The following is a 13,423-nucleotide window of genomic DNA, read 5'->3' as shown; positions in this document are numbered from 1 at the left end:
CGGGCTGGGCCGCTTTATCAGCGATGGGCAGGTCGATAAATGGGCGCTGTACCAGATCGCCCGGTACTGCGATGAGCCCGTGGAAGATGGGAAAGGCAGTACCGAGCCGCGGTTCACCTGCAACCTGTACCTGCAATCGCGCAACGACGCGCTCACCGTGCTTCAGGATATCGCCAGCATCTTCCGCGGCATGGCCTACTACGCGAGCAGTGAAGTGACCGTTTCGGCTGATATGCCCAGCGACCCGGTGTACACCTACACCAATGCCAACGTGATCGACGGCAAATTCTCCCGCGCCGGCTCATCCGGCTCGACCCGGTACAGCGTGGCCAAGGTTGCCTGGACCAACAGGGATAACTTCGGCGAGCAAAAGGTCGAGTACGTCCAGAATCAAAAGTCCGTCGCGCGGTACGGTATCCGCGAAACCGAGCTCACCGCTTTTGGCTGCGTGTCGCAGGGCCAGGCACAGCGCCTGGGGCATTACACGCTGCTGACTAACCAGCTTGAGACCGACACCATCAGCTTCAGCGTGGGCCTGGACGGCGTGATTGCTCGCCCTGGGCAGATCGTACGGATAGCGGACCAGAACCATGCCGGCCGGCCTATCGGCGGGCGCATAAAGAGCGCGACCGCCAGCAGCGTGGTGGTCGACGATGATCTCACCGTTGCCGCAGGCGATACGCTGGTAGTGATCCAGCCCAACGGCAAGGCGCACACCCGCATCATCCGGACGGTGAAGGGCCGGACCCTAACAGTCACCAAGGCCTTCGACCAAGTACCGCTGGCCGAATCCATCTATGCAGTGGAAACGGCAGAGGTGGTGCCGGAGACTTACCGCATTCTTACCGTGGTCGAGAACTTCGGCGACGACAAGCTGCAGTACGACCTGGTAGCGGTGCAGCACAACGCCAGCAAGTTTGCGGCCATCGACAGCGGCGCGCAGATTGTCACGTTGCCCACCACTACGCTGCCCAGCGCAATGCAGGCTAAGCCCGCCAACGTTGCGCTCAGTACGTTCGACGCGGTAAAGCAGGGCCTGACAGTCGCCACCATGCGCGTCACCTGGGACGCGGCCAGGGGCGCCAACAGCTACAACGTTTGGTGGAAGCGCAACTCGGGCGACTGGATTTATGCCGGGGTGACATACACGGCCTCCATTGAGGTATCCGGAATCTACACCGGCACCTACACCGCCCGGGTATGCGCTGTGGGCGTCGGCAATTCCACTTCGCTGTGGGCCTACTCGGAACCGACCATACTTTACGGTAAGACCGGGGAGCCTCCGGCCCTGGCCGCCTTCATCGCGGCCTCAGAAGTGTTTGGCATTCGCCTGAGCTGGGCATTTCCGCCAGGGGCGGAAGACACGCTCTATACCGAGGTGCAGGAATCCGCAGCCTCTGACGGCGCCAATGCCACCCAGCTCGGGCTGATCTCCTACCCCGCACAAACCTACCTGAAGTCCGGCATGGCTGCGGGTGTCACCCGATTCTTCCGGGCGCGCCTGGGGGACCGTAGCGGCAATAACGGGCCATGGACCAAGTGGGTGATGGGACAATCCAGTTCTGAGGGGGGTGAGGTTCTCTCGTATATCGCCGGGGATATTGGTAGGACTGAATTGAGCAAGGAGCTCAACGAGGAAATTGACAGCATCAAGGATCAGGTCGCGGCACTAGATGGCCTGAGCGCGTACAAGCCGGACGAAGCCTATAATCCTGGCGATATGGTTGTGCAGGACGGTCGGATCTACCAGGCCACGAAAGCCGTGCCGAAGCAGGCACCGCCGCCGAATGCTGCCTACTGGTTGGACGTTGGCCAGTCGATCCAGGCGGCCAATGGGCTCGCTCAGCAAGTCCAAAAGAACACTGCCGACATTGACGCCACCCGAGCCGAAGCAGGCGCCGTGCAAACCCTGCGTGCGGCTTATCGCGCTGATAATGGGGAAGGGGACCTTAGCGATGCGCTGAAGATGTGGGACACCCAGGCGGCGTACTCCAAAGAGGTGGTGACTAGGGCAAGCCAGGACCAGGCCCTTGCTAAGTCCGTAGAGACTGTGCAGGTTTCGGTGGCAAGCAACACCAACGCCACGCAGCAGAACACCGCCGCGATTCAGCAGGTTTCAACCGCCCAGGGAAACACCGATGGCAAGCTGTCCACCATGTGGGCGGTGAAGATGCAAGTAAACGCCAATGGCCAGTATGTAGCGGCGGGCATTGGTCTGGGCATCGAGAACACTGGCGCAGGCCTACAGAGCCAGTTCTTAGTGTCTGCGGATCGGTTTGCGGTAGTGGGGACTACTGCTGGCGGCACGCCCTTCACGCCATTCGTGGTCCAAAACGGCCAGGTGTTCATCGCCCAGGCTTTCATTGGCGACGGCACCATCACTGCGGCCAAGATTGGCGTGCTTCAGTCGCTCAACTACCAGGCAGGAAAGGCCGGCTACAGACTTAACCTGGCTACTGGAGAACTTGAGAACAATGGCGTCGGTGGAAGCGGTCGCAGAACACAAACCAGCACAGGAGACCGCTACTACGACGCCAACGGCACCCTGCGTATCAGGATCGAGGTCTGACCATGCCGGTATTCGAGCTTTACAACGCCGACGGGTCACTTCAGCTGGATCTTTCGTCGCGCATCACCAAGATACTGGGGACCCAGCGCATAACCGCGTCCGGCTCGGCATACAGCGCCGGGTTTTCCAGTGGCACCATGTTCTACATGCTAATACCCGAGTCCAACCCATACAGCGACTGGGAGGACTATCCCAAGGTCACGGTATCGGGCAACACGTTGTCTTGGACGGCGCCGAAATACCCTTGCACCCTCATCTACGGGGTCTACTGAATGCCGATCGAGGTCATCAATACGTCCGGCACTGTCCTTATAGACGACAGCTACAGTAACGCGGTGCTTGCAGCACGGGGCACCATCACCCTCGCACGGAACCGTCCCAGTCAGCAATCGGACTTTCTGACGGTTACCTACACATCCAATGGCGATGTACCGATCTTCGCGCTGGACCTGACCGACGCCTGGGTCGTCCACTCGGCGACGTCACGCTCGGGCAACACCTTCTCCTTCGGAGTGATCTTCGCCCAGACCTTCTACGGGCGTACGGTGAACTACAGCATTTTCACTGTGCCGTCCGCGATAGGGAACGCTGGAGGAATCCTCCAGCTATTCAACGCCTCGGGGCAGCTCGTCTTCGATAGCAACATGAAGTACCTGCGCGTAAAGGGCTTCTACCGGACTGGGCCGGCGCGCAATGGCACGGTGGCCACCGACCTGGACCCCAACAGGGTTTATGGGTTGGCGCAGTGCATGGTGCCTTTCCAGGCGACCGCGCTGCTGCGCGACCCTGCGGACCGTGAGACCGTGATCTATTTCGGTGGCATCTCGACCTTCTACCGGTCGGGCGCCTCGCTGTTGGAGAAGACCATCACCACGGAGGGGGGCACTCGCACCGACGGGCGCACGTACAGCCGCGTAATCCAGGACGGGCTCGCCCTGGCCATAGACATAACCAACTTCTAGCATCCGCAATTAGGGAATCCTCAATGCCTTGGCTTCGATCAGGCACGGTTTCGTGCACCCAAAATTCGCCCACCGTCACGGGCACAAACACCGGCTTCGCGGCCAACGCGCGCGTAGGCGATGCCTTCCTAGGGCCGGACGGCCGCTGGTACGAAGTCGCCAACATTGCCAGCGATACGGTGCTATCGATCCTGCCGGCGTACCTCGGCCCGACCGTGACCGCTGGCACCTGCGCCCTGGCGCCCATGCAGGGCTACGTCAAGGCGTCGGCGGACGCGCTGCGGGCACTGGTCAATCAGTTCGGCACCCAACTGGCGGCACTGGGCACGACTGGTAACTACGACGTTTTGCCAGTCGCGAAGGGCGGCACTGGCGGCACGACACCGGCGACGGCCAGGGACGGTTTGGGTCTAGGCTCCGCTGCAACAGCGAATCTCGGTAACAGGTCGGGTCAGGTTCTTGCTGTGCCCGCGTTCGGTATCGGCAAGCGAGAGGATGTCGGCAATACCTCGATCATGCCTTCAATGAACGTATGGGAAACGAGCTTCGGGGCTATTGCTGACGCTACCCAATACCGGCCGTTCGCTTACGGGGTGTGCCTGAACTTGGCTTTTCCAGGCACGGGCTTTCTTGGCGCGCAGTTGTACATGGGCACGTCACCCGGGGGAATCATCGGTTTCCGCTCCGGCGACTACTCGGGCACGCAGCCCGGCGGTGGCTTCAACACCATTTACCACACCGGCAACACCACCCGTGCAGCTGACGGCACGCTGAAGGCGATCTGACCATGACAAGAGCGGCAATCAACGTGCTGGGCGCGACCGGCAAGACTTATGACTTTGTGACGCAGGGCGATACCGCCGTTACGTCGACGCGGGTCTCTAAGGGGATTTACCAAATCACCGGCTGCCTGGGCATGGTGCCGTTCCCGCCGGAGGATGAAGGCTGGGGCTATGCCGTCAACCAGGTGGACAACCGCGCGGACGTGGAGACCGACTTCGCCGAGGGCGTGCTGACCGTCACCGTAACGAAGGGCGGCGTGCCGTATGACCTGAAGCACATGATCACGCTGCACATTCTGGTGCCCGATCCAGCGCCGGTAGAAATGCCCAAGGCAGAAGGACAGCCGCCATCGGCTGAGCCACCCGCCGAAGGGTAACCATCGCTGCCAACAGAGCCCCGCCATCGAGCGGGTTTTTTTATGCCTGGAGAAAGACATGACCGGATTCGATCTGGCATTTGAAAGGGTGATCGGCCATGAGGGCCTGTTCACGGCTGACCCGAAGGACCGCGGCAACTGGACCTCGGGCGTGATCGGCCAGGGACAGCTAAACGGTACCAAATACGGTATCTCGGCTATGAGCTATCCCGACCTGGATATCGTCAACCTGACGGTGGATCAGGCCAAGGCCATCTACAAACGCGACTTCTGGGACCGCGCCCAGGCTGACCAGTACCCGGCTGCGCTTGCCTACCAACTGTTCGATATCGCCGTGAACAATGGCAACGGTAACGCCATCCGGATGCTTCAGCGCGCCGCGGGTGTGGCTGATGACGGCCAGGTGGGCAAGATCACCATCGCCGCCGTAAAAGCCATGAGCGTCACCGACGCGGTCATGCTGTTGAACGCTGAGCGCTTGCTGTTCATCACCAAGCTTTCGACCTGGTCCACCTATGGCAGGGGCTGGACCAACCGGGTGGCCGGTAACCTTCAATACGGGGCGGTGGACTCATGAACTGGTCAGATGTAGGCCGAATCATCGGCGCCGCCGCCCCCACCCTCGGGACATTGCTCGGCGGGCCTGCGGGCGCGGCGGTGGGTGCCCTGGTATCGAGCGCCCTCAATGTTACCAACGACCCTGATGCGGTCAGCGCCATCCTGGCCACCAACCCCGATGCAATGGTGAAGGTCCAGGAACTGCAGACGAACGCCAAGGTGCAGCTCCAGCAGCTCGCGGTCACCGCCGAGAACAACCGGCTTCAGGCCGAGGGCCTACAGTACGCCGCCGAGGCTGCCGACAGGGACAGCGCCCGCAAGCTGGCCGCTGCGCAACCTCGCGACATTGTGCGTCCGGTGGTCACCGGCCTGATCCTGCTGGGTACCCTGCTGATCATCGCCGCCGTGTTCATGGGCTGGAACAAAGAAATCCTGACCGACCCCACGGCGAGCCTCACCGTGGGCACCGTCATTGGGCTGTGGTTTGGGGAGCTCAAGCAGGTCATGGGCTTCTGGTTCGGCATGACCAAAGAATCGCAGAAGCAAAATGCGGCGATCACCGAGTTTGCGGTGGCCCCGGGCACTGTCACCCGCTCGAACAAATAACCCGCGTGCCAAGCGCACATCGACCATAACCCGCACAGAAGGGCCGCATAATGCGTACCGATCAATTCATCATGAAGTACAGCTACGGCTTCCACACCCTGGCGGTGAAGGCCAATGGCGGGGGCGTGGCTGTAGAGAAGCAGGTGGGCGCCGATTGGGTCGTGTCCGATACCTTTTCGGTAGACGGCGCCTGGCGCCTCGACCTGGGCAATTCGCCCACCCGCTTTACCCCCACAGGCGGCGCCGCTTATGAGGTGGTCAAGTGAGCCTAATCATCGGCGGAGCGCCGAAACAGAAAATCAGGATTCGCCGCGGCCTGGGCCTGCTGGGCGACAGCTTCAGCGCCAACTGCCACACCATAGCGGCCACGGCCTGGGGCACCGAGGCCTATGGCTATGCCGGAGCCATTGCGGCGAAGACGGGATTATTCCCAGACTGGCGGGACAATCAGGGCAAGGTCGGCGACCACACCGGGCAGATGATGGCGCGACTGCCGGCCTCGATCGCCTCGGCTACGGCGGATCTATGGCTGATGCTTTCTCGCACGAACGACAGCACCACCCCGGGCATGACCCTGGCTGACTCAAAGGCCAACGTGATGAAAGCCATCACCACCTTTGAGAATATCCCGGGCAAGTACCTCATTGTCGGAACGGGTACGCCGCGCTTTGGTGCGAAGGCCCTGACCGGTACCGCCTTGGAAGAAGCCATCGCCTATAAGGACTGGGTACTGGGCTACGTCAGGCAATTCGTGCCGGTGGTGAACATCTGGGACGGCTTCACCCAAGCTATGACAGTGGATGACCTGCATCCGAACCTACTGGGGTCGGACTTCATTCAGTCCCGAGTCGTGCCGGTGATCAACGCTAACTTCGAGTTCTCCGGGGTGCCACTGCCCACAGATGCTGCTGACTTGTACTCAGCGATCCGCCCGTTCGGCTGCCTGAACGCCAACCCGCTGATGCTTGGCACGGCTGGCACGCTCAACGCCTCTGTAAACGCGGTCGCTGGCTCGGTCCTGGCCGACGGCTACAAGGCCACGGGCTCTAACCTGGCTGGCATCACCACCAGGTGGTACAAGGAACAGGCCGCCTTCGGCGAAGCCCAGTGCATTGAGCTGTCGGGTGCCATGACCGGTACCGGTGGCTATATCTACGTGCAGCCGGCTACAAACGTGCCGACCATCAACCTGGCCGTGGCCGACGTGCTGGAAATGGTGTCGATGGCGGAGATCGTCGGCAGTAGCCGCGGCATCCTGGGCTGGGAAGCGGAGATGATCATCAACAAGCCGGTGAACGGCACGGCAACCACGCTTTATTACCGCTCGATGGACAAGTACCAGGAGCCCTTCACCCTGCCGGCCAGCTGGAAGGGAACGCTCGAAACCCAACGTCACACCGCCGACCTAACCGAAACGACGGTCACTTGTCGTATGGGGCTCTACTTGGCCACCGGCATTGCCCAGGCATCGACAGTGAAGGTCAGCCAGTTTGGCCATCGGAAAGTTTGACCAGCTCAACCCCCCTCCAGCACCGGCAACAGAAGTAAAAGTGAGTAGAAGGGGCGACTCAATTGGATGTTGACGCATCCTCTTAAGCCGCCAAACCCGCAGAGCACTCCTGCAAGTCCGGCCAAGACCCCCGCTCCGTGCACGAAGCGAGGCAAGGCTATACTGTCTATCCATACAGGTAAAGGCTTGCAATGACCAACCCAATCGTTCCCTGGATGGGCGGCAAACGCCGCTTAGCAAATTCCCTTTTTGCGCTGTTCCCACCTCATGAGTGCTACGTCGAGGTCTTCGCCGGCGGCGCTGCGCTCTATTTCAAACGTCCTGAGCCTGCCAAAGTAGAGGTGCTCAACGACATCAATGGTGATCTCGTCTGCCTCTACCGTGTGGTTCAGCACCACCTGGAAGAATTCATCAGGCAATTCAAATGGGCGCTCACCTCCCGCCAGCTCTTCGAATGGCAGAAGATGACCCGCCCGGAAACGCTTACTGATATCCAGCGGGCCGCGCGCTTCTTTTACCTTCAGCACCACGCGTTCGGTGGCCTCACAACCGGGCAGACTTTTGGTACTGCTACAACCGCTCGCGCCATCAACCTGATGCGTATCGAAGAAAGTCTTTCTGCTGCCTGGCAACGCCTGGCTGGTACCTACGTCGAGAACCTGCCATGGCTGCAGTGCGCTGAGCGCTATGATCGGCCGCATACCTTTCATTACATGGACCCGCCGTATTGGGGGACTCGGGGCTACGGAAGCAGCTTCGGCCTGGACCAATACGAACTGATGGCCGACTTCATGAGGCGGTCTCAGGGCAAGGTCATGGTCAGCATCAATGACCACCGGGACATCCGTGAGGTGTTTGCTGGGTTCCGCCTTGAAGAGCTGAGCATCCGCTACAGCAATACGAACATGCGCCAGGCCAAGGCAAAGGTTACCGGGGAGCTCGTCGTGATGAACTGGTGAAATGGAGCTGCATGCTCACGGCTATGAAGGCTGGATGATTCCGGTCTTGAGCTGATTGAGTTTCTCTTGCCTTAGCAAGGCCGCTAGGTCCCTCCAGGGCATTTGCTCTGCCTGGATCGCTGCGGCACATCCTTCCGGTCCTTAAAAGAGCGATGCGCCGCTGCTGGTCTTTGATGTGCATTACAGCAACGGCAGACTACTAATTCTTCGGCGATCTCCCATTTTTCCTTCCAACTAATCAGGTTCTGCGTCATCAGTATCTCCAGTCTGTTCTAAGTAAAGATCACGGGCGGGCTGGGAAATTTTATTCATAAATCATCCGATTCATACTCAATCTTATTTTCGGGAACTCCTGCTACAGGAGGGGACCTATGAAGCCGATCAGTTAAGTAATACATTCCTAGTAAGCTGGTTATGAGAATGTTGAATGTGCAAAAAATATAAACGGACGAGATGGTCCATCGCAAAATCAGGATTGTTGAAGGATCGAGCCTAGCTTTTATTATTGGTGCAGCTAGCGTAAGTATCGTTCCGCCAATGTATAGTAGTAGAGCTCCTAGAGCTAGGTACCCAAAAAGGAAACATAAGAATCTTCGCCTTGAAAGTTTTTCAGGCTCGAGAGAATTATTTGTTTCTAAAGTTGGCGGGTCTCCGATCATCGGATCATCCATGCCCTCCCGATTAAATGTGGCTACTGCAGCTAAAGCAGTAATATAAAAGCCACTCAATAGCTGAAGATAGGAGACAATTGAGTTGATAAGCCCAGGGGAGCCAAATATTGAGAATTTTTCTCCGGCTAAATAAATTACCCCAAGCGTAAAAATTGTGAGGATAAATGGTATTATGACTTCCTCAAATAGCTTGTCATCTCGCCTTATTTTCAGGTATGAGAGGGGTTTAAAAAGCCGATTTAGAGATTTTTCCATGCTAGAATCCTCACAGCAATGACTTCATTTTCTTTAGAAGTTTGCTGTCGATAGTGCTGATGCACTGTTCTAAATTGTGACTTACTTCGACTTCCTCTACCTTCCCAAAGCAAATATCTCCTGCGTCTTCACGTAAGCTTTTGAAGTTAACAGTTTTCTGCTTGTCATTCGATCTTTTAAATACAACTTTTACATCATCGAATCGATGATTTTTGCCATAATTTTTAATCTTGTTAATGAGCCCTATAGCTTGTGATCCTTGAGGTTTATTTTTAGCTTTTACTCTTATTGTGCTTACAATTGTAGCTGTTTCAGGCAATTCATCAAGTTCCATTATTGGGAACTCTTTCGAAAGCTCAACAAAACTTAGTTGCCCGGCGATAAGGTCTTCTCTAAGGGTTTTGCTTGCGAATGCTGATAAGGATACAGTCGGATAAGTTATAATATCTTTAGCCAGGCTCTTATCTTTATATGTGCTTGAAAGCAGCAGCTTGAAAAATGATCGGAGAAATTTTTCAATCTTTGTTTTCCCTATCCCAGGAACATCCTCAAGTAGTAGCTTGAATTCGCTCCCGCCGTTTTTAGTTGGGTTGAGAGAGATAAGCGCATGGGCAGATATTGCTACGCCTTCGCCCTTTAGCTTAGATTCTTGCCTCAGCTTACCAGACTCAAGGTCACTAAAGACTGGGTCGGCTACTTTCTTATCCGCGTATTGAAACAATATCACTGCTAGTCGACTATTTAAGTCAACCTTGATGTCTGCTACCCGGATACTTGCAGAGTCGTCATCAACCAGCTGGAAAAGCTCACCCTTTTTGAATTTTGTTTTCAAAGCCATCATGCATTGATCAATATCAGGCTTTGGTCCACCAGCGGGAATCGGGGCGATCGACATACCATAGAAAATTACCAACCGCGAATTTAGTGACAACATCCTTCAGTCCTTCCCTTCCACCTTATGATATTCAGGGCTCTGCTAGATGAGTACGACGTATTAACCTCGTGCTCCATGCATCGCGGCCTCTCTCTGTAGCTGTCATTAAGCTGCCATTATGGAGCCAAAAGCATCCCAAAAGGCACAAAAAAAGCACTTGCTGCTTGAGCTAAGTGCTTGATTTGTAATGCTTGTTTGGTGGAGCCGGGGGGATTTGAACCCCCGTCCGCCAGTACTCCGCTGTCGGTACTACATGCTTAGCCCGTTCTACTAAGTTAACCCGCGGCCGCCCGAGGGGCAGGGTGCTTTGGGCGAGTCGTGTAAGTTTTAGCCACGTCGTCCACGACGTACTAGGCGGCGATCCTGTTCTATCTGACAGTCGGTTCGGGTTTACAGGCATCCCCTAGCGACTGCTGGTACCGAAGTAACCAGAAGCTCAGGTTCTAGTCGTCGCAATTAAGCGGCGAGTGCGAATTCCTGGCCGTAGGTATCGTCATTGGCAACTATAAAAGTTGCAACAGTGGATTTACGAGTTCTGTTACCAACTCGGCATGCACCTAGAGTTTCATCACCGGCGTCGAATCCTGATCGGCCCCAGACCTGCTGCCAGTGGCAACAGGTGTGCGTAGCATACCCTATTGCGGCACCCGCGTCACCTGCGTGTGCCCAGGTTGGCCTCAGTTACCGGCCGCGCCGCCTTTCTTGGTGTAGTTGTCCAGCTGGGTGATGATCTTGCCAGTGCGGGCTACGCAGGCTTTTTCGTCACCTTTGGCGTGTTCGGCTTTGGCTGCGTCGATCTCGCCTTGCAGGGTCTTACCCAGCGAAGGGTTGGTCGCCACAGTAGTGGTCATGGTGTCTTTGATTTTCTGCAGGTTGGCGGCGCACAGGTCCTCGGCGGCGAAGCTGGGTGCGGCGAGGAAGGCGGTTGCGCAGAAGGCCAGGGCGGGGAGGGCGAAACGAGTCATGGGCAATTCTCCTTGAAGTGTAAGCACGCTCATTGGCCAGGTGCCAACGCGCCCGCTGTGCCCGCGTGGGCGGGGTTACTTCATGGACTGCGCAAAGTGCCAGCAGTTTCTATTTTTTTGTGCGCGAATTAACGGAGTGATGGTTGAACGGCGATGGCGGCCCGTTCGCACTCTTTTGAGGCAAAGTTTGTTAGCGGGTGTTGCAAGCAGGGCGAGTTCGCCAGCTTTGCTGGCTCCTACAGTGAAGGCGACTAATCGTCGCCTTTGCCTTTGTTGCGTACGGCGCGCTGGATCTCGCGATGGGAATCACGTTCGCGCTCGGTGTCGCGCTTGTCGTATTCCTTCTTGCCTTTACCCAGTGCGATTTCGCACTTGATCAGGTGCTTGCTCCAGTAAAGGGCGGTGCACACCGCGGCATAGCCCTTTTGCTGAACAGACGCATGCAGGCGCTCAAGCTCTTTCTTGTTCAGAAGCAGCTTGCGGGTGCGGGTAGGGTCCGCAATCACATGGGTGCTGGCCGTATTGAGCGGCGTGAAGTGGGCGCCGAACAGCCAGGCTTCGCCGTCTTTGAGCAGCACGTAGCTGTCTACCAGCTGCGCCTTGCCCGCGCGCAGGCTTTTCACTTCCCAGCCGGCGAGCACCAACCCCGCTTCAAGGCGTTGCTCGATGAAATAATCGTGTCGCGCTTTCTTGTTTAGCGCGATTGTCCCCGTAGGGTGCTTCTTTTGCTTAGCCATAGGGCGCGCATTATAGGGGCAAGTTCGCGCGGCGGCTACGGTTGCGATTTGTTTCAGCAGCGCGGGGCAGGTTGAGCCGCTGCGGTTAATCCCGGACAATGCCCGCTCTTTTTTGCATGCAGGCAGTACGCGGATGTCGAATGAAAAGGTATCCGTCCATGGAAGCTGGGCAAGCCGGTGGGTCTTTATCCTCGCGGCCACAGGTTCCGCGGTCGGGCTGGGCAGTATCTGGAAATTCCCTTACATGGTTGGCGTGTACGGCGGCGGCGCCTTTGTGCTGGTGTTCCTGGCGTGTATTGCGCTGATTGGGGTGCCCGTCATGCTGGCTGAAACCCTGATAGGCCGTCGTGCCCGGCAAAGCCCGGCGAATGCTCTGGCGTCGCTGGCGGGGGAGGCGGGCCAGCCGGCGGCGTGGTCCTGGGCCGCCTTCGCCGGCATGCTCACGGCGTTGCTGATCCTCTCGTTTTATAGCGTAGTAGGGGGGTGGTCCTTCGATTACATTCTGGACATGGCCAAAGGGGATTTCGAAGGCGTAACCGCCGACCAGGTGGGTGCTTACTTCGGCAATGTGATCAGCGACCCGCTGCGCCTGATCTTCTGGCACAGCGTATTTATGTTCACCTCGGCGGTGGTCATCGCCAAAGGCGTGGTCGGCGGGTTGGAGCGCAGCCTGCGAATCATGATGCCCTTGCTGTTCCTGCTGCTGCTTATTCTGCTGGGGTACAGCATGACCACGGGCCATTTTATGGATGGCCTGCACTTTATGTTCGATTTCGACGCCAGCAAAGTGCTCGACGGCCTGCTGCCGGCCATGGGCCATGCGTTCTTTTCGTTAAGCGTGGGCGTGGGGTCGATCATGATCTACGGCGCCTATATGCCGAAAAGCGCGTCTATTACTGGCACCATCGTATCCGTGGCCTTGCTGGACACCTTCGTGTCTTTGCTGGCGGGCGTGGCGTTGTTCCCTATCGTGTTCGCCGCGGGGCTGAACCCTGGGGAAGGGCCGGGCCTGATGTTCGTGACCCTGCCGTTTGCGTTCGGTAGCGTGCCGTTCGGGCAGTTGATGGGTGTGGTGTTCTTTATTCTGGTGGGTGTGGCGGCCTGGAGCTCGGCCATTTCCTTGCTTGAGCCCATGGTGGCCTATATGGTGGAACGCAAGAAGCTCTCTCGCCCTATGGTCTCCGCGCTGCTGGCATTTGCCTGCTGGTTGTTCGGGCTGGGCACGGTGTTTTCGTTCAACATCTGGAAGCAGGCGAAATTTTTCGTGAACGATGACTTGGGCTTTCACCTCTATCAATGGGGTGCCCAGGCCGGGTTGGACTTCTTTGGCGTGATCGATTTCTTCACGTCCAGGATCATGCTGCCGCTGGGTGGCTTGTGCTTCGTGGTGTTCGCCGGGTGGGTGATGGGGCGTGAGGCCGTTCGTAATGAGCTGTCGATGCGCAATCCGGCGCTGTTCGAACTCACCTTCTTTTTGATGCGCTATGTGGCGCCGTGCGGCATCCTCATCGTATTTGCCGCTCAGCTTTGGAAGTGAC

The 13,423-nt window shown here is 57.6% G+C and carries 15 protein-coding genes and 1 other RNA gene; 11 read left to right on the top strand and 5 right to left on the bottom strand.

What is annotated here, in order from left to right; genetic code table 11:
* From ACWKV4_RS18090 to ACWKV4_RS18045, 10 genes are all read left to right on the top strand, one after another.
* A partial coding sequence (locus ACWKV4_RS18090) for a TipJ family phage tail tip protein (protein WP_483833487.1) occupies positions 1–2,569 on the top strand: 2,569 nt, incomplete at its 5' end.
* A gap of 2 nt (positions 2,570–2,571) precedes the next feature.
* Positions 2,572–2,841: a hypothetical protein gene (locus ACWKV4_RS18085; protein ID WP_483833486.1), complete on the top strand. Its 270-nt coding sequence runs from the start codon at positions 2,572–2,574 to the stop codon at positions 2,839–2,841.
* The gene (locus ACWKV4_RS18080; RefSeq protein ID WP_483833485.1) at positions 2,842–3,531 is read left to right on the top strand and encodes a hypothetical protein; all 690 of its coding nucleotides are present in this window, start codon (positions 2,842–2,844) and stop codon (positions 3,529–3,531) included.
* Positions 3,532–3,554: 23 nt separating this feature from the next.
* Positions 3,555–4,316, top strand: coding sequence for a hypothetical protein (locus tag ACWKV4_RS18075; protein ID WP_483833484.1), 762 nt, complete (start codon positions 3,555–3,557; stop codon positions 4,314–4,316).
* Between the two features lie 2 nt (positions 4,317–4,318).
* Positions 4,319–4,690, top strand: coding sequence for a hypothetical protein (locus ACWKV4_RS18070; RefSeq protein ID WP_483833483.1), 372 nt, complete (start codon positions 4,319–4,321; stop codon positions 4,688–4,690).
* A gap of 58 nt (positions 4,691–4,748) precedes the next feature.
* Entirely contained in the window at positions 4,749–5,267 is a 519-nt protein-coding gene (locus ACWKV4_RS18065) for a glycoside hydrolase family 108 protein (protein WP_483833482.1), read from the top strand.
* Complete coding sequence (locus ACWKV4_RS18060; protein ID WP_483833481.1) at positions 5,264–5,854, top strand: hypothetical protein; 591 nt, start codon at positions 5,264–5,266, stop codon at positions 5,852–5,854. Before ACWKV4_RS18065 ends, ACWKV4_RS18060 begins: the two co-directional genes overlap by 4 nt.
* 50 nt (positions 5,855–5,904) lie before the next feature.
* A complete protein-coding gene (locus ACWKV4_RS18055) occupies positions 5,905–6,120 on the top strand; it encodes a hypothetical protein (RefSeq protein WP_483833480.1) in 216 nt (71 codons plus the stop codon).
* Complete coding sequence (locus tag ACWKV4_RS18050; protein ID WP_483833479.1) at positions 6,117–7,364, top strand: SGNH/GDSL hydrolase family protein; 1,248 nt, start codon at positions 6,117–6,119, stop codon at positions 7,362–7,364. The genes ACWKV4_RS18055 and ACWKV4_RS18050 overlap by 4 nt, the downstream gene beginning before the upstream one ends.
* Before the next feature lie 191 nt (positions 7,365–7,555).
* The gene (locus tag ACWKV4_RS18045; RefSeq protein ID WP_483833478.1) at positions 7,556–8,323 is read left to right on the top strand and encodes a DNA adenine methylase; all 768 of its coding nucleotides are present in this window, start codon (positions 7,556–7,558) and stop codon (positions 8,321–8,323) included.
* 308 nt (positions 8,324–8,631) lie between these two features.
* Here the strand turns inward: ACWKV4_RS18045 and ACWKV4_RS18040 are convergent, their stop codons facing one another.
* The 5 genes from ACWKV4_RS18040 to smpB form a co-directional block, all read right to left on the bottom strand.
* Positions 8,632–9,249, bottom strand: coding sequence for a hypothetical protein (locus ACWKV4_RS18040; RefSeq protein WP_483833477.1), 618 nt, complete (start codon positions 9,247–9,249; stop codon positions 8,632–8,634).
* Positions 9,250–9,259: 10 nt separating this feature from the next.
* The gene (locus ACWKV4_RS18035) at positions 9,260–10,183 is read right to left on the bottom strand and encodes a hypothetical protein (RefSeq protein ID WP_483833476.1); all 924 of its coding nucleotides are present in this window, start codon (positions 10,181–10,183) and stop codon (positions 9,260–9,262) included.
* 196 nt (positions 10,184–10,379) lie between these two features.
* Positions 10,380–10,779, bottom strand: a transfer-messenger RNA (tmRNA) gene (gene ssrA / locus ACWKV4_RS18030).
* Between the two features lie 81 nt (positions 10,780–10,860).
* A complete protein-coding gene (locus ACWKV4_RS18025; protein WP_483833475.1) occupies positions 10,861–11,148 on the bottom strand; it encodes a hypothetical protein in 288 nt (95 codons plus the stop codon).
* A gap of 251 nt (positions 11,149–11,399) precedes the next feature.
* On the bottom strand, positions 11,400–11,885 hold the full coding sequence (smpB, locus tag ACWKV4_RS18020) for an SsrA-binding protein SmpB (protein WP_483833474.1): 486 nt from the start codon (positions 11,883–11,885) through the stop codon (positions 11,400–11,402).
* A 133-nt stretch (positions 11,886–12,018) separates the two neighbouring features.
* On the opposite strand from smpB, the gene ACWKV4_RS18015 reads away from it, so the two are divergent.
* Positions 12,019–13,422: a sodium-dependent transporter gene (locus ACWKV4_RS18015; protein WP_483833473.1), complete on the top strand. Its 1,404-nt coding sequence runs from the start codon at positions 12,019–12,021 to the stop codon at positions 13,420–13,422.
* The last annotated feature ends 1 nt before the right edge of the window (position 13,423 follow it).

This window comes from Pseudomonas artemisiae, assembly GCF_057128685.1.
Note: the sequence above shows the minus strand (reverse complement) of the source record. Positions and strands in the feature narration are given on the sequence as shown.